The sequence below is a fragment of the Azospirillum sp. Marseille-Q6669 genome (assembly GCF_965111635.1).
The window spans coordinates 1,155,392-1,172,951 of record NZ_CBCOOP010000002.1; the positions used below are offsets into that span (position 1 = coordinate 1,155,392).

Genomic DNA, 17,560 nt, shown 5'->3' on the forward strand with positions numbered 1-17,560 from the left:
AGAATTTTAGCAGGGAAGGTGGAGAGTGACGCCACCGACACCACAGGAATGAGCGAGCCCCCGTGTCCGTTCCCGCTGCCCGCCTTCAGGCCATGCCGTCGCTCGCGCAGGTCTCGCAGACCGCCCTGCCCTTCAGCCCCGACACCTTCGTGATGACTCCCGAGGGCGTGCTGGGCATTGCCCAGCCGCCGCGCCCGGCGCGGCTGCATTTCATGGCCGACGGGCTGCCCTTCAGCATCGCCGTCGGCTTCGACGGGGAAAAGTCGCGCTCGCAGGTATGGGCGGAGATCGGCCACATCCCCTACACCGCCCAGTCGCCGGAGCGGCGGCGCCAGCTCCTGGCGATCCTGCGCGGCATCCAGGACCGCCGGGGAACCCGCTTCCTTGTCCAGGAGGGCCAGAAGATCCTGCTGTTCTCCGAAGCGGAATATGAGGGCCAGGCGACGCCGGAGGATCTGATCCACCAGACGGTGGTCGCGCTCCAGCAGGCGCGGCCCTTCCTGCGCCTGCTCGCCCCTTACCTGTAAAGTCAGTTCGAAAAAGCTCAGTTCGAGACTGGCAGCGCGAAGATCTGGCCGGGATAGATCAGGTCCGGATCGCGGATCTGGCCGCGGTTGGCCTCGTAGATCAGCGTGTACTGCACGCCGTGCCCGTAGGTGGAGCGGGCGATCCGCCACAGGCTGTTGCCGGGCTGGACAACCATCGATCGGCCGTCCGGCAGGTTGGCCGGAACTTCCGACACCTGAACCGGCAGCTCGACGCGGGCGGTGACCTTGCCCGAGTCGGTAACCTGATCAGCGCGCAACGTGTAGACGCCCGGCGCCACGGCGCGCTCCGGGCGCAGCCGCCATTGACCGTTCGGGTCGGTGTGGGCGCTGCCGACCAGAAGATTGTCGAGATAGAGCTGCACGGCGCTTCCCGGCTGCGCCCGGCCGCCCATGGCGACCCGACCCGAGGCGTCGTAATCCATGCTTTCCAGCGACACGCCCCCCGGCGGCGGCGGGGCCGCCACGCCGCGGGTCGCCGGGGCGGCCGGCCCCTTCGGAGCCTGCAGGATCGTGCTGCCGCCCCGCCCGTCGCCCAGCCCATCGCGCGGCATGGCGACGGCCAGCGGACCTGTCGGCGCTTCCGAAGACGCCCCACCGGTGGCGGGCGGCGGGTCGGGCACCACGACCACCACGACGCGCTCCGACGGGGTCGGCTCGGCGGCGGGGGTCGCCTTCTCCGACAGGCTCAGTTCGCGGGCGCCGGGGGCCAGCGGCTGATCGGGAAGAAGGACCCACTCACCGCGCGCGTCGGCGTTGACGGAACCGAGCGCGCGCTCCCCGTCATGGACGGTCACCGACGAGCCCGGCGTGGCGCGCCCGGCCATCACGGTGGCGCCGTCCGGCGCGACGCGCACGATGTCAAAGCGCGGACCGGCGGGCTCCTCCGCGGCCTTCGCCGGGGCGGGCGTGTTGGCCGGAGGCTTGGCCGGGGACACGCTGCCCAGCGCGACGGTTGTTCCGGAACCGGCCGTTCCGGCGCGGGAGACCGGCGCGGGCGCCGGATCGAAGGCCAGATACGCGACAACGGCAGCCGCGGCGACCGTCGCCGCACCGCCGAACAGGAGAGCTTGCTTCACCGGAGCACCGCCGCATCATTGCCGGCAGACACGCCGGCTTGCGGCAGGATAGCAGATTGCGGCAGTGGAACTGAACACCGCCGATGGAGCAGACCCATAGCCGCATCGGGACCCGCGCACCGCCTTCGCGCTGCCGGGCGGTGCTACCCCATGCTCACGCCTCCAGGCTCACTTCTCCAGCTTGGCGACCGTCTCGGAATGGCGGCCGGAGGAAAGGTCAGCCGCGGAGACGCTGGTTTCCGTGACCTGAACCGTCGTGGCGCCGCCCGCGTTCGCCTTGCCCCCGCCGGTCAGAAAGCCGATCCCGCCGCCGAAACCGAGGAACAGGAATGTGGCCACCGAGATGGCGGCCAGGGCGTTGACGACGCGCGAATCCATAATGATTCCTCCCGATGGGCTGAAGTCCGATGTCCGGGTAGACGCCGCCCCGGCTTTGCTATTCCCTTGCATTAGGTGACCCCGCCGGGCGCACCGGAACAGTCACCGGAACGTGTACCCAACCGGCGAGAAAGGGTGAGCGATGAGAGCCCCGAATTCCGTCTGCGTCTATTGCGGCTCATCCAGCCGCGTCGCCGCTGTCCACAAGGAGGCCGCCCATATGTTGGGCGACGGGCTCGCCCGGCGGGGCATCCAGCTGATCTACGGCGGCGGGCGCGTCGGGCTGATGGGCATCGCCGCCGACGCCGCGCTCGCAGCCGGGGGGCAGGTCGTCGGCATCATCCCAGAACACATCCAGGCCGCCGAGATCGAGCACACCGGCCTGACCGAACTGCACGTCGTCGACAGCATGCACACCCGCAAACGAACGATGGTGGACCGGGCCGACGCCTTCGTGGTGCTGCCGGGCGGCCTCGGCACGCTGGACGAGGCGTTCGAGATCCTGACCTGGAAGCAGTTGGGCCTGCACGACAAGCCGGTGGTGATCGTGGATGTGGACGGCTATTGGCGCCCGCTGCTCGGCCTGATCGACCATACGGTGGCGCAGGGCTTCACCCAGCCGGCGCACCGCGCGCTGTACACCGTCGTCGATGACGTGGACGATGTGTTCGCCGCGCTGGCCTATGAACCGGAGCCCACGTTGAAGATTCCCACACAAAAGCTCTGAAAAGACCAAGTGGTAGGACCAGATCGCGCAAATCGCGCCGTTTTCAGCGCGATATCGTCTGTTTTGATGCCCCGCGGTCCTTTCTTTCGGCGGTGCCCCGGTGCTATATAACCGCCATCCGTTTCCGTCCGGGGAACCGGGGCCCGTCTTCGGATGGACGCCCCGGCCCGTGCCCTCGCACAGCGCGCCCGGCGTCCAAGCATAAGACAACCCCTACCCGTTCGGGGAGAACTCGCACCCATGACGAAGATCAAGGTAGCCAATCCGGTCGTCGAACTCGACGGCGACGAGATGACGCGCATCATCTGGCAGTTCATCAAGGACAAGCTGATCCTGCCGTATCTCGACATCGACCTGAAATACTACGATCTCAGCGTCGAGAACCGCGACAAGACGGATGACCGGGTGACGGTCGAGTCCGCCAACGCGATCAAGCAGTACGGCGTCGGCGTCAAGTGCGCGACCATCACCCCGGACGAGGCGCGGGTGACGGAGTTCAATCTCAAGAAGATGTGGAAGTCGCCGAACGGCACGATCCGCAACATCCTGGGCGGCACCGTCTTCCGCGAGCCGATCGTCTGCTCCAACGTTCCGCGCTACGTTCCGGGCTGGACCAAGCCGATCATCATTGGCCGCCACGCCTTCGGCGACCAGTACAAGGCCACCGACTTCGTCGTTCCCGGCAAGGGCAAGCTGACGATCAAGTGGGTGCCGGAAGGCGGCGGCGAGCCGATCGAGCACGAGGTGTACGACTTCCCCGCCTCCGGCGTCGCCATGGGCATGTACAACCTGGACGAGTCGATCGAGGGCTTCGCCCACTCCAGCTTCATGTACGGTCTGGAGCGCGGCTACCCGGTCTATCTGTCCACCAAGAACACGATCCTCAAGGCCTATGACGGGCGCTTCAAGGACATCTTCCAGAAGGTGTTCGACGAGCATTACGCCGCCCAGTTCAAGGCCAAGGGCCTCGTCTACGAGCACCGCCTGATCGACGACATGGTCGCCTCGGCCCTGAAGTGGGAAGGCGGCTTCGTGTGGGCCTGCAAGAACTACGACGGCGACGTGCAGTCGGACATCGTGGCGCAGGGCTTCGGCTCGCTGGGCCTGATGACCTCGGTGCTGATCACGCCGGACGGCAAGACCGTCGAGGCGGAGGCCGCCCACGGCACGGTGACCCGCCACTACCGCGAGCACCAGAAGGGCAAGGAGACCTCCACCAACCCGATCGCCTCGATCTACGCCTGGACGCAGGGTCTGGCCTACCGCGGCAAGTTCGACAACACGCCGGACGTCGTGAAGTTCGCCGAGACGCTGGAACGCGTCTGCGTCGAGACCGTCGAGTCGGGCTTCATGACCAAGGATCTCGCGATCCTCATCGGTCCGGATCAGCCCTGGCTGACCACCAAGCAGTTCCTCGACAAGCTGGACGAGAACCTGCAGAAGAAGATGGCCGCCTGGGCGTGACGCGCGTTCCGCGTCAGGTGCGACGACGCGTCCCGGTCAAACGGGACGCCCGGTCGATGTAAGGTTGCGGCGGGGAGTTTCGGCTCCCCGCCTTTTTTCTTGCCCGCGCGGCGCGATGCCGGTGCGGAGCTGACGAACCGGAATTCGAGACTTTCCCATGGCCAAGGACATCTTCCGCATCGCCGTGATCGGCGCCGGCGAAACCGGAACGCCCCTGCTGACGCAGCTTCTGGACGCCCCCTTCGTCGAGATTCTCGGCGTCGCCGACCTGGACACCGAGGCGCCCGGCATGCGGCTCGCCCGCGAGCGCGGCGTCGTCACCACGACCGATTTCATGGACCTCGCACGGCTCGGCGAGGCGGTGGACGTGCTGATCGACGTGACCGGCGTACCGAAGGTGCGCGAGGCGCTGCGCCAGCAGATGCAGGACAGCGGAAACCACCACACGCTGATCGTTCACGAGATGCTGGTGCAGCTCATGCTGTCGCTGCTGAGCGGCCGTCTGGTGCAGTTGAAGCACGAGGTCGAGAAGTATTGACCCCCGCCTTTGTCCAACTCCCCCTTTCCTGCGAGCCGCCGCGCCACCACATCCACGCGGCGACGATGAAAGAGGGAGTTGGGGCAGGTCATGGACATGAAGGACCCGGCACGGGCGTCCGCGCTGCTCAGAAAGCTGCACGGACGCATGACCGGCGACAAGCCGACGCTGGGGGAGGTCCTGGGCCATCTCGGCGACCGGGCGCCGGGTTTTCTGCTGCTGGCGCTGGCGATCCCGGCCGTGGTGCCAACGCCGGGGCTGCCGGCGGGCCTGATCTTCGGCACGGTGTTGGCGCTGGTGGCCATCCAGATGATCGTCGGCCGCGACCGGCTGGAGGTGCCGGGCTGGATCGGGCGCCGCCGTGTGGCGCGTACCACGCTTGAAAAGATCGTGGAGAAGGGTACACCGCTGGTCGAGAGGCTGGAGGCCCGGCTGCGCACGCGCTGGCCGTCGCTGACTCACCGGGGTGTGCTGCGGCCGCTGGGCCTCTTCGTGCTGGTGATGGGCGTTCTGATCGCCCTGCCCATCCCGTTCGGCAACACCCTGCCCGGTCTGGCGGTGCTGGTGATCGCGCTGGGGCTGATCGTGAAGGACGGTCTGGCGGTCGCCGCCGGTCTGGGGCTGGGCGTGGCGGCGGCGGGTGTCTCGGCGATGCTGATCGCCGGAAGCTGGTGGGCGATCACCGCGGCGCCCATCTGACCGGCGCTCCTCTTACGGCCGCCGATCCGGTCGCCGTGTCGGGCGGGCGCCCGCGTGAAGAGCGCCCGAAATCCGGAAATCCGGCGGAGAAACCCGGCGGAGTCTAGGCGGCGCCGACGTTGCGCTCACCGGTGTTGCGGTCCTCGTCGCGCTTCTTGCCGGAGGACGCCGGCTGGTAAGCCACCGCCGCGTGCTCGGCGCAGTAAGGCAGGCCGGGCAGCGAGGGCTTGCCGCAGAAATGGAAGTCCTGGTGCTTCGGATCGCCGACCGGCCATTTGCACATGCGCTCGGTCAAGGCGAGGATCGTCGCGCCGCGGGTCGGCTTCTTCTTGATCGGCGACGGGCGTCCCGACAAGCCGAGGCGGTGCGCTTTTCCGATCACCGCGTTGCGGGTGATGTCGCCCAGGATGTCCGCGATTTCACTCGCGCTCAGCCCCTGGGCCCAGAGGTCCTTAAGCTGCTGAACCCGTTCGTCCGTCCAACTCATCCCCTGTCTCCCGTGGTCCGGTAACCGGTGACTTGGTTAACCAATATACCTTCCGACCAGACGGCCGTTTTCCATAAGGCGCAATATTTTGTGCCCAACGACGGCCAACCTACCAGATGGCCGGATAGAGGGATAGGGGGCTTGCGCAACATTCCTGTGCATAAGTCTGTGGGTGTTATGAGTTCAACGCGCCGTACACCTCCTCGGCTATGGCCGAAAGGGTCACTCGATCGAGGTCGCCCGTTACCGCCCACGCCAAACCGTTGTCCCGCCAGTAGAAAGCCTGAACGTTGCCGTCCTGGGCAAACCGGAAGGAGGTGTCGGGCGCATCCGAGGCCGGCCGGATGTAGAGGGTGATGCGGCGACCGGCCGCATCCTGGTACATGAGCTGGGCCGCCGGCCCCCGCGCGTCGGACAGCAGCCGACCACCCACCAGATCGTAACCCTTGTCGGCAAGCCGCGGCGCTTGCAGGGGCTTGCCCAGGCGCTTGGACAGCCAGCCCACCAGATGCGCCTCCTGGTCGGCCCCGACCTCCACGGGATGGCGGACCTCCACCGCGAAGACCCGGTGCGCGGCCACCGCGTCGGCGACGAAGGCCGCCCCACCGCCGCCCGCCCCGCCCGACCAGCCGCGCAGCCACCAGCCCCCGCCCCACCGGCGACGAACACCAGCAGGACCGCCGCGGCGGCCAGCGCCGGAAGCCAGCGGCGCACCGCCGGCCGGCCGGCGCGGCCGTAGGGCGGCACCAGGGCCGCCGGCAACGGCCGGTCGATCAACGGGCTGAAGGTTCCCTGGAGCATCGCCCGCTGGGCGCGGTAGCGCTCGAAGCGGCGGGCCAGATCGGGGTTGCCCGCCAGATGGCGCTCGACCTCGCCGCGCCGCTCCTCCGGCAATTCGCCGTCCATCCAGGCGTGCAGTTCGGCCTCGGTCACCGGGGCGTCCGGTTCGGTGTCCATCACTTGATCCTCCTCACCGCCTGCTCCGTCCCGCCGTCCAGCAGGACGCGCAGCCGTTCCCGGGCGCGGGCCAGCCGCGACATAACGGTTCCCACCGGAACCCCCAGCACCTCCGCCGACTCGCGGTAGGACAGCCCCTCCAGCCCGGTCAGCAGCAGCACGGCCCGATGCTCCTCCGACAGCTGGTTGAAGGCGCGCACGAAATCCCTCACCTCCGCCCGGTCGGCGGGGGCGGCGCTGAGCGCCAGATCGTTGGCGAGGTCCTCCACCGGCACCTCCGGCCCGCGGCGGCGGCGCCAGCGCAGGCCGGAGACATGCAGGTTGTGCAGGATCGACAGCAGCCAGCCGCCAAGCCGGGTGACGTCCCGCAGCGTGTGCCGGTTGGCCAGCGCCTTCTCGATGCAGTCCTGCACGAGGTCGTCGGCGTCGGACAGGTTGCCGGCCAGCGCGGCGGCGTAGCGGCGCAGCCGCGGCACCTGCGCGGCGATGGCCCGCTCGTCCACCGGGCCATTGGCAGAGGGGCCATTGGCTGGCGGGCCGTTCACTGGATAAGGGTCGGGAGGCGGCTTTGGCAGAGGCATGCGGCGGCGCTCCCCTTGGAAGGATGTCCTGCCCGTCTGGACGCCCGGCCGCGGCGGATTATTCCACCGCTTCGCGCGTCACGTGGCCGAGAAGCCGGACTTGCCGTCGAAGTTGCACAGGTTCTCGGTCTGGGTGAAATCCAGACCGGCGCGGGCCAGACCCGACAGCAGCTCGACGATGTCGGGGTGGCCGACCGCCACGCCCTCCGGCGCCAGGAAGCGGCAGCGCCAGTGGTCGGTGCAGAAGACGCCGATGTTGCTCTCCGGCCAGACCTTCTGCGAGCGGTTGGAGATGCTGGACAGCCGAAGCGCCGGTGTGCCCACCGGCAGCACCAGCCCGGCCAGCTCGTCCGGGTTGCCGCCCGGCCAGTGCAGGAACACGTCCACCCCCACCAGCTCCTTCACCGCCTTGCGGCGGGGAGACAGCCGCACCCCGGACTCATAGGCGGGCCGCGCGGTGACGGCATAGCCGACGGTGGGCAGAGTCACCGGCATCTGGCCCAGCCGCTCCACCACCGCGTCGGCGAAGGCGTGGGTGCCGACGCGCTGGCGGCTGACCCCGCGGTTGAAGATGTCCACGGTGTGGACGCCGTCCTCGATGGTCTTGAGCCAAGCGTTGTGGATCCGCGCCGCCACGTCGCCCTGCCCGATGTGGACCAGCATCATCACCGCGGCCATCAGCAGCCCCGACGGGTTGGCGATCCCCTGACCCGCGATCATCGGAGCCGAGCCGTGGATCGCCTCGAACATGGCGCAGGCGTCGCCGATGTTGGCGGAGCCGGCCAGCCCGACCGAGCCGGTGATCTGGGCGGCGATGTCGGACACGATGTCGCCGTACAGGTTCAGCGTCACGATCACGTCGAAGCGCTCCGGCTGGTCGGCCAGACGGGCAGCGCCGATGTCGACGATCAGGTGGTCGGCCTTGATCTCCGGAAATTCGGCGGCGATCTCGTTGAAGATCTTCAGGAACAGCCCGTCCGTCATTTTCATGACGTTGTCCTTGACGAAGGCCGTCACCTTGCGCCGGTGGTTGGCGCGGGCGTAGTCGAAGGCGTAGCGCACGATGCGCTCCGACCCCGGCCGGGAGATCAGCTTGACCGACTGGATCACCTCGTCGGTCTGGCGATGCTCGATCCCGGCGTAGAGGTCCTCCTCGTTCTCGCGGATGATGACCACGTCCATGCGCGGGTGCCGCGTGCGGACATAGGGATGGTGCGACACGCAGGGCCGCACGTTGGCGAACAGCCCCAGCGTGGTGCGCGCGGTGACGTTCAGCGACTTGTTGCCATAGCCCTGGGGCGTGGTGATCGGCCCCTTCAGGAAGACGCGGGTGCGGCGGATCGACCCCCAGCCGGCGGCGTCCAGCCCACCCAGATGGCCGCGGCGGTAAACCTGCTCGCCCGCCGGCACCTCCTCCACCTTCAGGCGGGCGCCGGCGGCCTCCATCACGTGAAGCACCGCGTCGGTGATCTCCGGACCGATGCCGTCGCCGCGGGCGACCGTGATGGGGGTGGTTTCGCGCATCCATTCACTCCTGGGGGAACCCTCGAAGGAACGAAGCCGGAGGGACCGCGGCGACCCTAGACGAAATCAGGCCCGGAGTTCAATGGCCGGTGCTTTTTTCCACCTGCAAAGCCGGGACCATTGATGCGGCGACTTGACGCTGATCTGCAATGCTTGCGTTTTCCCCATGGCGGCAATGGCAAAACGGCGGGGGCGTCCGCCGGGTCGGGCTTCTATCTTCCCGCACCCTTCGACCTTGCGACAAGCCACGATGCTGCAATCGCTCCCCCGCACCTCCCCCAACTCGCTTCTCGAACAGGGCCTGATCCGCGCCCTGAAGTCCTTCAACGGGCTGCTGCACGTCGTTCTGGCGATCGCCCTGGTCGCGGCGAGTGCCATGGTGGTCTGGGAATTCTTCGTGGAGGCCTGGGCGGCCTTCCAGAAGGACCAGCTGGCGCTCGGCTTCCTGCACGCGCTCGGCGTGCTGTTCATCGTCTGGACGCTGTCCGCGCTGATCTCCGCGGAGGTTGACTATGTGCGTACCAACCGCTTCCACCTGCGGGTCTTCCTGGAGGTGGCGATGATCACGCTGCTGCGTCAACTGATCGTGCGCCCGGTTCAGGCGGTGGCGGGCGACGTGCAGACCGGCGACTGGTCCAGCCTGTGGCAGTACGGCCTTCTGCTCGCCGGCCTCATAACAGTCGCCATCGCCCACCGCCTGATCGGCGACGAGGACGCCTTGAAAGGCTGAGCGCATCCGGCGGCTCAGCCTTTGCGCCCCACGGTCTGGATCACGTCGAAGCCCTCGAACTGCGGCGGGCCGAGATACAGCGGCTTGCGGTCGCCCGCCCCGCGATGGGCGGCGCGGAACTCCTCCGAGCGGGTCCAGGCCTGGAAATGCGCCTCCGACTCCCAGACGGTGTGGGAGGAGTAGAGGCGGTGGTCCTCGTAGCGCGGGCCGCGCAGCATGTGGAACTCCACGAAGCCCGGGACCGTGTTCAGATGGACCTCGCGGTTCAGCCAGACCTCCTCGAAGTCCCGCTCCGAGTCCGGACGCACGCGGAAACGGTTCATGGCGATGTACATGGCGGAGCCTCCCGATACCGTCCCTTAGAAAGCTGAACCTTCAAAGTGACGGCGGAAGCCCGCCCCGTCAACCGCCCCCGGCCGTCAGATCTCGCCCTTGGCGAGCGCGCTGTGCAGGCGTCCGATGGTGTCGGCCAGGTTGGCGCCCAGATCCTTGGCCACCTTGTCCCAGGGCATGGCGGTCCAAGCGCCCTGATCCGCGCACTTCTTGCAGGCGCTCCGGGTTCCCGACCCGATGTTCACTTCCTTGGGTGAGCGGACGGCCACGTATTCCTTGTATGCCTCTTCCGCAGGCTCCGCCTTCGACAGCTTGCCTTTCAGGATCTTGTCGTACAGCTCGACATTTTCGAGCGACATTTCCTGCTTGGCGATCTTGTTCAGAAGCTTGAACCAGTATGGTGACTTGAAGTAGCCGTCGATGGTCTTCGGCAGGCCGTCGAACCGCTCCAGATCCGTCACGACGCTGCCGGCGATCTTGTTCAACGACGCCACCATGTCGGCGCAGGCCTCGGCGTAAACCGCGTCGCCGTCCTGCTTGGCCGCCTTGCCCGCCGCGTCGAGCGTGGGGATGTAGCTGCTTGCCGCGGATTGGAAGGCACGGGCGTGCTTTTGCGCATCCTGCACGGTCGTGGCGGCGTCGTAGCTCTTCAGCGCACCTTCCAGGCCGGTCGAGCTGATCTTGCTGAACAGCTTGCCGAAACGGCTCTTGGGATCGGGCTTCTTCTTGCCCGTCGTCTTCTCGAAGCGGTCCTTCGCCTTCTTCCAGGACGCCAGATAGGATTTCGCCACGGTCAACCCTCCATTCGAACACGAATTGACCGTGACGATAAAAACGGGATTTCGGTCCGGCAAACGCCGTTCGGTCCGTTCAGGAGGTAATGGATTGGGGGCGTGCGCCATCGCACGCCCCTGCCCCGCCCCCTTACGCGGCGCGGATGCCGGCCAGGAAGCGCTCCACCTCCGTGCGTAGGCTCTCTGACTGGCGGGACAGCTCCCCGGCGGCGCCCAAAACCTGGGTGGCGGCAGAGCCGGTCTGGGTGGCGCCGTCGCTGACCTCGGTGATGTTGGTCGTCACCAGATGGGTGCCCTGGGCGGCCTGCTGCACGTTGCGGGCGATCTCGCCGGTCGCCGACCCCTGCTCCTCGACCGCCGAGGCGATGATCGTGGCGATCTCGCTGATGGTGCCGATGGTGTCGCCGATCCCGTTGATGGCCGCCGCCGCCCCGCCGGTGGCTTCCTGCATGGAGGCGATCTGGGAGGCGATCTCGTCGGTCGCCTTGGCGGTCTGGTTGGCGAGGTTCTTCACCTCCGAAGCCACGACGGCGAAGCCCTTGCCCGCCTCCCCGGCCCGCGCCGCCTCGATCGTCGCGTTGAGGGCCAGCAGGTTGGTCTGGCTGGCGATGTCGGTGATCAGCTTCACCACGTCGCCGATCCGCTGCGCCTGCGCGACGAGGCCTTGGACGCGCTCGTTGGTCTGCTGCGCCTCACCCACCGCGTGGCCGGCGATGCTGGTGGAGCGCGTCACCTGACCGCTGATCTCGTTGATCGACGCGCTCAGTTCGTTGGTCGCCGCGGCGACGGTCTGCACATTGACCGACGCCTGTTCGGCCGCCGCCGCCGTGCTGGCCGCCTGCCCCTTGGTCTGGTCAGCGGTCGTCAGCATGCTCTGCGCCGTGGCCTCCAGTTCGGTGGCGGCGGAGGCGACGGTGCGCAGGATGCCGGAGACGTTCCGGTCGAAGGACTGGACCAGTTCCTCGACGGCGTGGGTGCGCCGCTCCTTGGCCCGACGCTCCGCCTCCTCGGCGACCCGCATGCGCTCGCGGTCCACGGCATTGTCCTTGAAGACCGCCACGGCCTTGGCCATGCCGCCGATCTCGTCGCCACGGCCGAGGCCCGGCACCGTCACCGACGTGTCGCCGGTCGCCAGACGGGCCATCACGTCGGTGATCCCGGCGATCGGGCGGGAGATGCCGACGCGCGCGACCAGGACGCTCAACGCCAGCGCGCCGACGCCGCCGCCGATGCCGACGACCAGCATCAGCGTCGTCATCAGGCTGTTCAGAGCGCTCAACTCTTCATTGGCTTTGTCAATGCCCTGCATGTTGCGTTCGGAGGCCTTCTCCATGAACTGGCCCAGCTTGCTGCGGATCGCGCGACCCTCGGTGGTATCGCCATGTTCGCGCGCCTTATCCGGACTGGCCTCCATCCCAAGGCGGGCAACCTCGTTGCGGTGCAGGACGAACGCACGCGCCATCTGCTGGGCCTCACCGAACGCAGCCTTGCTTTGCGGCGGCAGCAGAGCCTCCAGCTTTCCCATGAGCTTTTCCAGCTCGCCGGTGGCGCCGATGATGTTCTTGGCGTAGGGCGTGGCGTCGGCCGTTCCATCCGCGGCGTAGATGCCGCGGCTGTCCATGACGACCTTGTAAATCAGGCTGTTGATCTGCTCGTTGATCAGCGCCCGCCGGGACCAGTTCTGAATCTGGTCGAACTTGTCGTCGTAGGTCTGCATTCCAATGGAGCCAACGCCACCGATGATTGCGGCAACAACTCCCAGAATCGCGACAACACTGTATATTTTGCCGCTGATGCTGATGCGCGCAAGAACCCCCTCCATTTCCCCTCACCCTCATCGACTGCATGCTGTGAACAAGAGCCCGCATGCTCCGTAATGCACTCGTATGCGTTCAAGGAAGAACGATTCTCAATAAATGTTTGACGCTCAATGTTGCAGAGAAGCCGCAAAAATGACGATCAATGTTTAAAACAAACGAAAACCTAGCCAGAGTTTAATCGTATAGAGATACAGAGCCGAGGATTGTTCAGATACTTAACTTTGCGACTCGTGCATTTTCCTTTCGAGAATGCTCAGAAATTCGATCAATTACTGGGACATCGCAACATGAATACGCGCGTTGCGGAGTATTTTTTCAGCCATAGATTGAGATTCAGCCACGGACGGTCCGCTGCCACGCCTTTCGGCGTTCTGCTCGACGCGGCCATCATAGGCGTGCCCCATCGCGCCAACTGACGCCACACCGCGCCATCCGTTTCCGTACGAACCAATCGACCGTCGAAGGCGGCAGCCGGACAGCGTCGTTACCGCACCAGTTCCCGCATCGCGGCGTCCAGTCCCTGCAAGGTCAGCGGGTACATGCGCCCGTTCAGCAGCCGCTGCAGCATGCGGGTGCTTTCCGTGTAGCCCCAGCGCGATTCCGGCGTGGGGTTGAGCCAGACGGCGCGGCTGTAGACCGACAGCATCCGCTGCAGCCAGACCTGCCCCGGCTCCTCGTTCCAATGCTCGACGCTGCCGCCGGCATAGGCGATCTCATAGGGGCTCATCGCCGCGTCGCCGACGAAGACCAGCTTGTAGTCGGCGGGAAAGGTGTGCAGCACATCCCAGGTCGGGGTGCGCTCGTCGTGGCGGCGCTTGTTGTCGCGCCACACGCTCTCGTAGACGCAGTTGTGGAAGTAGAAGTGCTCCAGATGCTTGAACTCGCCCCGCGCGGCGGAGAACAGCTCCTCGACCAGCCGGATGTGGTCGTCCATCGAGCCGCCGATGTCGAGGAACAGCAGCACCTTCACCGTGTTGTGCCGCTCCGGCACCATCTTCAGGTCCAGCCAGCCGGCGTTGCTGGCGGTGGCGCGGATGGTGCCGGGCAGGTCCAGTTCGCTGGCCGCCCCGGTGCGGGCGAACTTGCGCAGGCGGCGCAACGCCACCTTGATGTTGCGGGTGCCGATCTCGACCTGATCGTCCAGATTCCGGAACTCCCGCTTGTCCCACACCTTCACGGCGCGGCGGTGGCGGGATTCGTGCTGGCCGATGCGCACGCCCTCCGGGTTGTAGCCGTAGGCGCCAAAGGGCGAGGTTCCGGCGGTTCCGATCCATTTGGAGCCGCCCTGGTGCCGCCCCTTCTGTTCGGCCAGCCGCTCCGCCAGCGTCTCCATGAGTTTCTGCCAGCCGCCCAGGGCTTGTATCTGCGCCTTCTCCTCCTCGGTCAGGAAGCGTTCGGCGAGCTTGCGCAGCCATTCCTCCGGCAGGTCGACCACGGGAATTTCGTCGCCCCCGGCGCCCTCCGCCCCTTCCAGCCCCTTGAAGACCTGTCCGAACACCCGATCGAAGCGGTCGAGATTGCGCTCGTCCTTCACCAGACAGGCCCGGCTGAGGTAATAGAAGTCTTCGACGCGGAAGTCGGCGACGCCGCGCTTCATGGCCTCCATGAGCGTCAGGTACTCGTTCAGCGAGACCGGCACGCCCGCCTTGCGCAGTTCGAAGAAGAAACCCGTGAACATGCCGCCTCCCCCCGTGGGGTTTCGTCCCCATCCGCCCTCATCGTAGCGCCGACCCGCCAGGAACGCCATGACAGCCCTTCTCGACTTCGCCCGCGCGCTGGAGTTCGCCGCGCACAAGCACATCGACCAGCGCCGCAAGGGCGTGCGCGCCGAGCCCTACCTCAACCACCTGTCGGAGGTGGCATTCCTGTGCGCCGAGGCGACGGCGGGCAACGACCCGGTGGTGGTCATCGCCGCGTTGCTGCACGACACGCTGGAGGACACCGACGCCTCCTACGAGGAGATCGAGCAGCATTTCGGGGCGGAGGTCGCCGGCGTCGTCGCCGAGACCACCGACGACAAGCGGCTGCGCAAGGCGGAGCGCAAGCAGCGGCAGATCGACGCCGCCCCCACCGCCTCCTCCCGCGCCAAGCTGGTGAAGCTGGCCGACAAGGTGTCCAACCTGCGCTCGATGGCGCACAGCCCGCCCGCCGACTGGCCGCTGGAACGGAAGATCGAGTATTTCGAATGGGCGCACGCGGTCGTCGCCGGCCTGCGCGGCACCGACGCCCGGCTGGAATCGCTGTTCGACCGCGCCTATGAGGACGGGCTTGCCGAACTGCGCGGCGACACGGTCTGAACCTTATCCGCCCGGCTGGTTGATCTGCCGCAGTGTGACTACATCACGGAAGCCTTATAAAAGAGGGACTAGGTTGACCGCCGCGTCAAAGCAAGGTCGCACACCATGTCCCTCCACTCTCATGCCCCCACCGCCCACGACGCCGACCAGCCGCGCGAGCGCTGGTTCGTGCATCGCCCCAAGGTCTACGCCGCCGATGTCCATGGCCGCTTCCGCCGCCTGAAATGGCTGGCGCTGGCGGTCCTGCTCGGCGTCTATTACGTCACGCCCTGGCTGCGCTGGGAGCGCGGGCCGGGCATTCCCGATCAGGCGGTGCTGGTCGATATGGTGGGCCGGCGCGCCTACTTCTTCTGGATTGAGATCTGGCCGCAGGAGGTCTATTATCTGACCGGCCTTCTCATCATCGGCGCCTTCGGCATCTTCTTCGCCACCACCCTGCTCGGCCGCATCTGGTGCGGCTACGCCTGCCCGCAGACGGTCTGGACCGACCTGTTCATGTGGGTGGAGCGCAAGCTGGAAGGCCCGCGCACCGAGCGCATCCGGCTGGACAAGGCGCCGCTGTCGGCGCGCAAGCTGGGGCTGAAGGCGTCGAAGCACGCCATCTGGCTGGCGATCTCCCTGGTCACCGGCGGCGCCTGGATCTTCTACTTCAACGACGCCCCGACCCTGCTGCGCGAGATCGTGACCGGCGAGGTGTCGTGGAAGGTGCTGGCCTTCGCCGGGCTGTTCGCCGGCACCACCTATTTCTTCGCCGGCTGGGCGCGTGAGCAGATCTGCATCTACGTCTGCCCGTGGCGCAGCTTCCAGGCGGCGATGGTGGACGAAGACACCTACGTCGTCACCTACCAGGACTGGCGCGGCGAAGGGCGCGCGCCGCTGCGCAAGTCGCAGAGCTGGGACGAGCGGACGGCGGAGGGGTTGGGCGACTGCATCGATTGCAAGCTGTGCGTCCATGTCTGCCCGACCGGCACCGACATCCGCAAGGGCCAGCAGATCTCCTGCATCGGCTGCGGCCTGTGCGTGGACGCCTGCAACGACGTAATGGCCCAGGTCGGACGCCCCGGCGACTTGATCCTCTTCGACACCCGCTCCAACCAGGTCGCCAGGGCCGACGGTCAGGCCGCCCCGGTGCGCCTGCTGCGCCCGCGCACGGTGATCTACGCGCTCATCATCCTGGTGGTGGCCGGCGCCATGGCAATCTCCCTGGCGATGCGCCCGACGCTGGACGTCAGCGTGCTGCGCGACCGCGCCCCGCTCTATGTGCAGCAGTCGAACGGCGACGTGCAGAACGCCTACACCATCAAGATCCTCAACAAGACGCACGAGGCGCGGACCTACCGCCTGTCGGTGGAGGGTTTGGCGAACGCCGACCTGTCAGTCGCCAGTGTGGACGCCCAGTCGGGGAACGCGCTGACGCTCGCTGCGGAAGCGGATTCGGTGGCAACCTACCGCATCTTCGTCCGTGTGCCACGGGGCGCCGCGACGTCGGGGTCCAGCGACGTCACGGTGCTGGCGCGCGACCTGACCAGCGGCGAGATCGGCCAGCACCGCAGCGTGTTCATGGCGCCCTGACCGAGAATGGTCCCCTCGCCCGCTCGGGGACGGGCGAGGGGATGCATCCGTTCAGTGCATCGTGTGCCCCCCGCCAGCCGCGGCGGCACCGGTGAGCAACGTCGGGTCCAGCATCCCGAAGATCATGGCGATGTGCGCGACGATCAGGAACAGGCCGACCAAAGCCGCGTGGATCGCCATGCGGCCATGCTCGCCGCGGCCCCGACCGATCAGTCCAAGGTCCAGGAGCGCGATGCCGCCGAGCGGGACGATGCCGGCAAGGTAGAAGCCCACCGCCAGCACGTCCGCCGGCCCGCGCCAGCCGCCGGACGCGGTCAGCGGAACCACCGCGTTCTGCATCAGATACACAAAGACGCCCGTAAAATAGACGCCGACGGTGATGCCGGCCCAGCGGTTCAGCCGCCGCACCGGGCCGTCATAGTCGCGGGTGTAGAGCAGGTACAGTTCGCTGATCGCCACCGTCTCGGCCAGGATGACGGGGACTGCCATGAAGATCAGCAGGTTCCAGGGCTGGTTGACGGCCAGCAGTTCCATGTAGTGGGTCATGCTCATGGGGTGACTCGCGCGTGTTCGGCGGGCGCGCCGGTGCCTCGACAGACACAAGTCCGGAAACGGGTCCAGGCACGGGTCGTGGCGCGTCCGCAGGTCAGGGAAAAGGCGACGGAACGGCGGGAATCAGGCGCGCGGCGGTGGCAGCGGCGGCGCGTGGGCGGCGGCGGCGGGCTCGGCGTCCGCGCCGGGAAGCAGGGTCGCGAGGCGATGGCCGAAGGGCACGCCGACCCGGGCCGGCAGGCCGGTCAGGTCACAGGCCCCGCTCAGGCAGAGGCACCCCGCGGTGCCATGGGCGTGGGTCTTTCCTGGAACGGGGCTGTCCGTCGGGTGGTGGATGTCGCAGTCCGCGGAATCCTGCACGGCAGTGGACTCGCAGTGCGGTGCCGGGAGGTCCGGCGTGCGCATGGGCACGGCACCGCCGAGAAGCCCGACGGCCAGAACCACGAGCGCGAGGAGGGACACCAGACGAGTCACGGGAACAGC

At 67.3% G+C, this 17,560-nt stretch carries 21 protein-coding genes and 1 pseudogene; 9 read left to right on the forward strand and 13 right to left on the reverse strand.

Annotation, left to right across the window (positions count from 1 at the left end; translation table 11 throughout):
- The first annotated feature begins 62 nt into the window (after positions 1-62).
- The gene (locus ACWPXE_RS16725) at positions 63-527 is read left to right on the forward strand and encodes a hypothetical protein (RefSeq protein ID WP_149163256.1); all 465 of its coding nucleotides are present in this window, start codon (positions 63-65) and stop codon (positions 525-527) included.
- A gap of 17 nt (positions 528-544) precedes the next feature.
- Here the strand turns inward: ACWPXE_RS16725 and ACWPXE_RS16730 are convergent, their stop codons facing one another.
- Together ACWPXE_RS16730 and ACWPXE_RS16735 are read right to left on the reverse strand one after the other, a co-directional pair.
- On the reverse strand, positions 545-1,624 hold the full coding sequence (locus ACWPXE_RS16730) for a LysM peptidoglycan-binding domain-containing protein (RefSeq protein ID WP_237903224.1): 1,080 nt from the start codon (positions 1,622-1,624) through the stop codon (positions 545-547).
- A gap of 168 nt (positions 1,625-1,792) precedes the next feature.
- Entirely contained in the window at positions 1,793-2,002 is a 210-nt protein-coding gene (locus ACWPXE_RS16735) for a hypothetical protein (protein WP_454018710.1), read from the reverse strand.
- Positions 2,003-2,144: 142 nt separating this feature from the next.
- Between ACWPXE_RS16735 and ACWPXE_RS16740 the strand changes: the two genes are divergently transcribed.
- The 4 genes from ACWPXE_RS16740 (at position 2,145) to ACWPXE_RS16755 (ending at position 5,430) form a co-directional block, all read left to right on the forward strand.
- Positions 2,145-2,729 (forward strand): LOG family protein, encoded by a 585-nt coding sequence (locus ACWPXE_RS16740; protein ID WP_454018711.1) that lies wholly within the window; start codon positions 2,145-2,147, stop codon positions 2,727-2,729.
- 240 nt (positions 2,730-2,969) lie between these two features.
- Positions 2,970-4,193: an NADP-dependent isocitrate dehydrogenase gene (locus ACWPXE_RS16745; protein ID WP_454018712.1), complete on the forward strand. Its 1,224-nt coding sequence runs from the start codon at positions 2,970-2,972 to the stop codon at positions 4,191-4,193.
- A gap of 157 nt (positions 4,194-4,350) precedes the next feature.
- Positions 4,351-4,731, forward strand: a complete 381-nt coding sequence (locus ACWPXE_RS16750; RefSeq protein WP_454018713.1) for an oxidoreductase — start codon at positions 4,351-4,353, stop codon at positions 4,729-4,731.
- Between the two features lie 90 nt (positions 4,732-4,821).
- A complete protein-coding gene (locus ACWPXE_RS16755; RefSeq protein ID WP_454018714.1) occupies positions 4,822-5,430 on the forward strand; it encodes an exopolysaccharide biosynthesis protein in 609 nt (202 codons plus the stop codon).
- A 103-nt stretch (positions 5,431-5,533) separates the two neighbouring features.
- On the opposite strand, the gene ACWPXE_RS16760 is transcribed toward ACWPXE_RS16755, so the two are convergent.
- Together ACWPXE_RS16760 and ACWPXE_RS16765 are read right to left on the reverse strand one after the other, a co-directional pair.
- Positions 5,534-5,917, reverse strand: coding sequence for a GcrA family cell cycle regulator (locus ACWPXE_RS16760; protein ID WP_014240942.1), 384 nt, complete (start codon positions 5,915-5,917; stop codon positions 5,534-5,536).
- A gap of 175 nt (positions 5,918-6,092) precedes the next feature.
- The gene (locus ACWPXE_RS16765) at positions 6,093-6,422 is read right to left on the reverse strand and encodes an anti-sigma factor family protein (RefSeq protein ID WP_247896150.1); all 330 of its coding nucleotides are present in this window, start codon (positions 6,420-6,422) and stop codon (positions 6,093-6,095) included.
- Between the two features lie 3 nt (positions 6,423-6,425).
- On the opposite strand from ACWPXE_RS16765, the gene ACWPXE_RS16770 reads away from it, so the two are divergent.
- A complete protein-coding gene (locus tag ACWPXE_RS16770) occupies positions 6,426-6,656 on the forward strand; it encodes a hypothetical protein (RefSeq protein WP_454018787.1) in 231 nt (76 codons plus the stop codon).
- 143 nt (positions 6,657-6,799) lie between these two features.
- Here the strand turns inward: ACWPXE_RS16770 and ACWPXE_RS16775 are convergent.
- The 3 genes and pseudogenes from ACWPXE_RS16775 to ACWPXE_RS16785 all read right to left on the reverse strand — a co-directional run.
- Positions 6,800-6,874 (reverse strand): annotated as a pseudogene (locus tag ACWPXE_RS16775) (hypothetical protein); the annotation flags it as partial.
- Positions 6,874-7,455, reverse strand: coding sequence for a sigma-70 family RNA polymerase sigma factor (locus tag ACWPXE_RS16780; RefSeq protein ID WP_454018715.1), 582 nt, complete (start codon positions 7,453-7,455; stop codon positions 6,874-6,876). The gene ACWPXE_RS16780 and the pseudogene ACWPXE_RS16775, both read right to left, overlap by 1 nt.
- A 78-nt stretch (positions 7,456-7,533) precedes the next feature.
- Positions 7,534-8,979: an NADP-dependent isocitrate dehydrogenase gene (locus ACWPXE_RS16785; protein WP_454018716.1), complete on the reverse strand. Its 1,446-nt coding sequence runs from the start codon at positions 8,977-8,979 to the stop codon at positions 7,534-7,536.
- Between the two features lie 250 nt (positions 8,980-9,229).
- On the opposite strand from ACWPXE_RS16785, the gene ACWPXE_RS16790 reads away from it, so the two are divergent.
- Positions 9,230-9,709 (forward strand): phosphate-starvation-inducible PsiE family protein, encoded by a 480-nt coding sequence (locus ACWPXE_RS16790; protein WP_237903215.1) that lies wholly within the window; start codon positions 9,230-9,232, stop codon positions 9,707-9,709.
- A gap of 14 nt (positions 9,710-9,723) precedes the next feature.
- Here the strand turns inward: ACWPXE_RS16790 and ACWPXE_RS16795 are convergent, their stop codons facing one another.
- From ACWPXE_RS16795 to ACWPXE_RS16810, 4 genes are all read right to left on the reverse strand, one after another.
- A complete protein-coding gene (locus ACWPXE_RS16795) occupies positions 9,724-10,044 on the reverse strand; it encodes an antibiotic biosynthesis monooxygenase family protein (protein WP_454018717.1) in 321 nt (106 codons plus the stop codon).
- Positions 10,045-10,128: 84 nt separating this feature from the next.
- Entirely contained in the window at positions 10,129-10,833 is a 705-nt protein-coding gene (locus ACWPXE_RS16800) for a regulator of G-protein signaling domain-containing protein (RefSeq protein ID WP_237903214.1), read from the reverse strand.
- Positions 10,834-10,966: 133 nt separating this feature from the next.
- Positions 10,967-12,658 (reverse strand): methyl-accepting chemotaxis protein, encoded by a 1,692-nt coding sequence (locus ACWPXE_RS16805; RefSeq protein ID WP_454018718.1) that lies wholly within the window; start codon positions 12,656-12,658, stop codon positions 10,967-10,969.
- Between the two features lie 482 nt (positions 12,659-13,140).
- Positions 13,141-14,334, reverse strand: a complete 1,194-nt coding sequence (locus ACWPXE_RS16810; RefSeq protein ID WP_454018719.1) for a vWA domain-containing protein — start codon at positions 14,332-14,334, stop codon at positions 13,141-13,143.
- Positions 14,335-14,401: 67 nt separating this feature from the next.
- Here ACWPXE_RS16810 and ACWPXE_RS16815 point away from each other — a divergent pair, with 67 nt between their 5' ends.
- Together ACWPXE_RS16815 and ccoG are read left to right on the forward strand one after the other, a co-directional pair.
- Positions 14,402-14,953 (forward strand): HD domain-containing protein, encoded by a 552-nt coding sequence (locus ACWPXE_RS16815; protein ID WP_200528348.1) that lies wholly within the window; start codon positions 14,402-14,404, stop codon positions 14,951-14,953.
- A gap of 105 nt (positions 14,954-15,058) precedes the next feature.
- Positions 15,059-16,525 carry a cytochrome c oxidase accessory protein CcoG gene (gene ccoG / locus ACWPXE_RS16820; RefSeq protein WP_454018720.1) on the forward strand — a complete coding sequence of 489 codons (1,467 nt, stop codon included), beginning with the start codon at positions 15,059-15,061 and terminating at the stop codon, positions 16,523-16,525.
- A gap of 51 nt (positions 16,526-16,576) precedes the next feature.
- Here ccoG and ACWPXE_RS16825 read toward each other — a convergent pair whose 3' ends face one another.
- Positions 16,577-17,077 (reverse strand): DUF6803 family protein, encoded by a 501-nt coding sequence (locus ACWPXE_RS16825; RefSeq protein WP_454018721.1) that lies wholly within the window; start codon positions 17,075-17,077, stop codon positions 16,577-16,579.
- 123 nt (positions 17,078-17,200) lie between these two features.
- Positions 17,201-17,551: a hypothetical protein gene (locus ACWPXE_RS16830; RefSeq protein WP_454018722.1), complete on the reverse strand. Its 351-nt coding sequence runs from the start codon at positions 17,549-17,551 to the stop codon at positions 17,201-17,203.
- Positions 17,552-17,560 lie beyond the last annotated feature (9 nt).

Excerpts from the sequence above, each read along its gene's own strand:
- ACWPXE_RS16745 (WP_454018712.1), top strand. The coding sequence starts at position 2,970 with ATGACGAAGATCAAGGTAGCCAATCCGGTCGTCGAACTCGACGGCGAC.
- ACWPXE_RS16750 (WP_454018713.1), top strand. The coding sequence starts at position 4,351 with ATGGCCAAGGACATCTTCCGCATCGCCGTGATCGGCGCCGGCGAAACC.
- ACWPXE_RS16780 (WP_454018715.1), bottom strand. The coding sequence starts at position 7,455 with ATGCCTCTGCCAAAGCCGCCTCCCGACCCTTATCCAGTGAACGGCCCG.
- ACWPXE_RS16785 (WP_454018716.1), bottom strand. The coding sequence starts at position 8,979 with ATGCGCGAAACCACCCCCATCACGGTCGCCCGCGGCGACGGCATCGGT.
- ACWPXE_RS16735 (WP_454018710.1), bottom strand. The coding sequence starts at position 2,002 with ATGGATTCGCGCGTCGTCAACGCCCTGGCCGCCATCTCGGTGGCCACA.
- ACWPXE_RS16795 (WP_454018717.1), bottom strand. The coding sequence starts at position 10,044 with ATGTACATCGCCATGAACCGTTTCCGCGTGCGTCCGGACTCGGAGCGG.
- ACWPXE_RS16760 (WP_014240942.1), bottom strand. The coding sequence starts at position 5,917 with ATGAGTTGGACGGACGAACGGGTTCAGCAGCTTAAGGACCTCTGGGCC.
- ACWPXE_RS16825 (WP_454018721.1), bottom strand. The coding sequence starts at position 17,077 with ATGAGCATGACCCACTACATGGAACTGCTGGCCGTCAACCAGCCCTGG.
- ACWPXE_RS16740 (WP_454018711.1), top strand. The coding sequence starts at position 2,145 with ATGAGAGCCCCGAATTCCGTCTGCGTCTATTGCGGCTCATCCAGCCGC.
- ACWPXE_RS16805 (WP_454018718.1), bottom strand. The coding sequence starts at position 12,658 with ATGGAGGGGGTTCTTGCGCGCATCAGCATCAGCGGCAAAATATACAGT.
- ACWPXE_RS16770 (WP_454018787.1), top strand. The coding sequence starts at position 6,426 with ATGCGCCTCCTGGTCGGCCCCGACCTCCACGGGATGGCGGACCTCCAC.
- ACWPXE_RS16815 (WP_200528348.1), top strand. The coding sequence starts at position 14,402 with ATGACAGCCCTTCTCGACTTCGCCCGCGCGCTGGAGTTCGCCGCGCAC.
- ACWPXE_RS16755 (WP_454018714.1), top strand. The coding sequence starts at position 4,822 with ATGGACATGAAGGACCCGGCACGGGCGTCCGCGCTGCTCAGAAAGCTG.
- ccoG (WP_454018720.1), top strand. The coding sequence starts at position 15,059 with ATGTCCCTCCACTCTCATGCCCCCACCGCCCACGACGCCGACCAGCCG.
- ACWPXE_RS16790 (WP_237903215.1), top strand. The coding sequence starts at position 9,230 with ATGCTGCAATCGCTCCCCCGCACCTCCCCCAACTCGCTTCTCGAACAG.
- ACWPXE_RS16810 (WP_454018719.1), bottom strand. The coding sequence starts at position 14,334 with ATGTTCACGGGTTTCTTCTTCGAACTGCGCAAGGCGGGCGTGCCGGTC.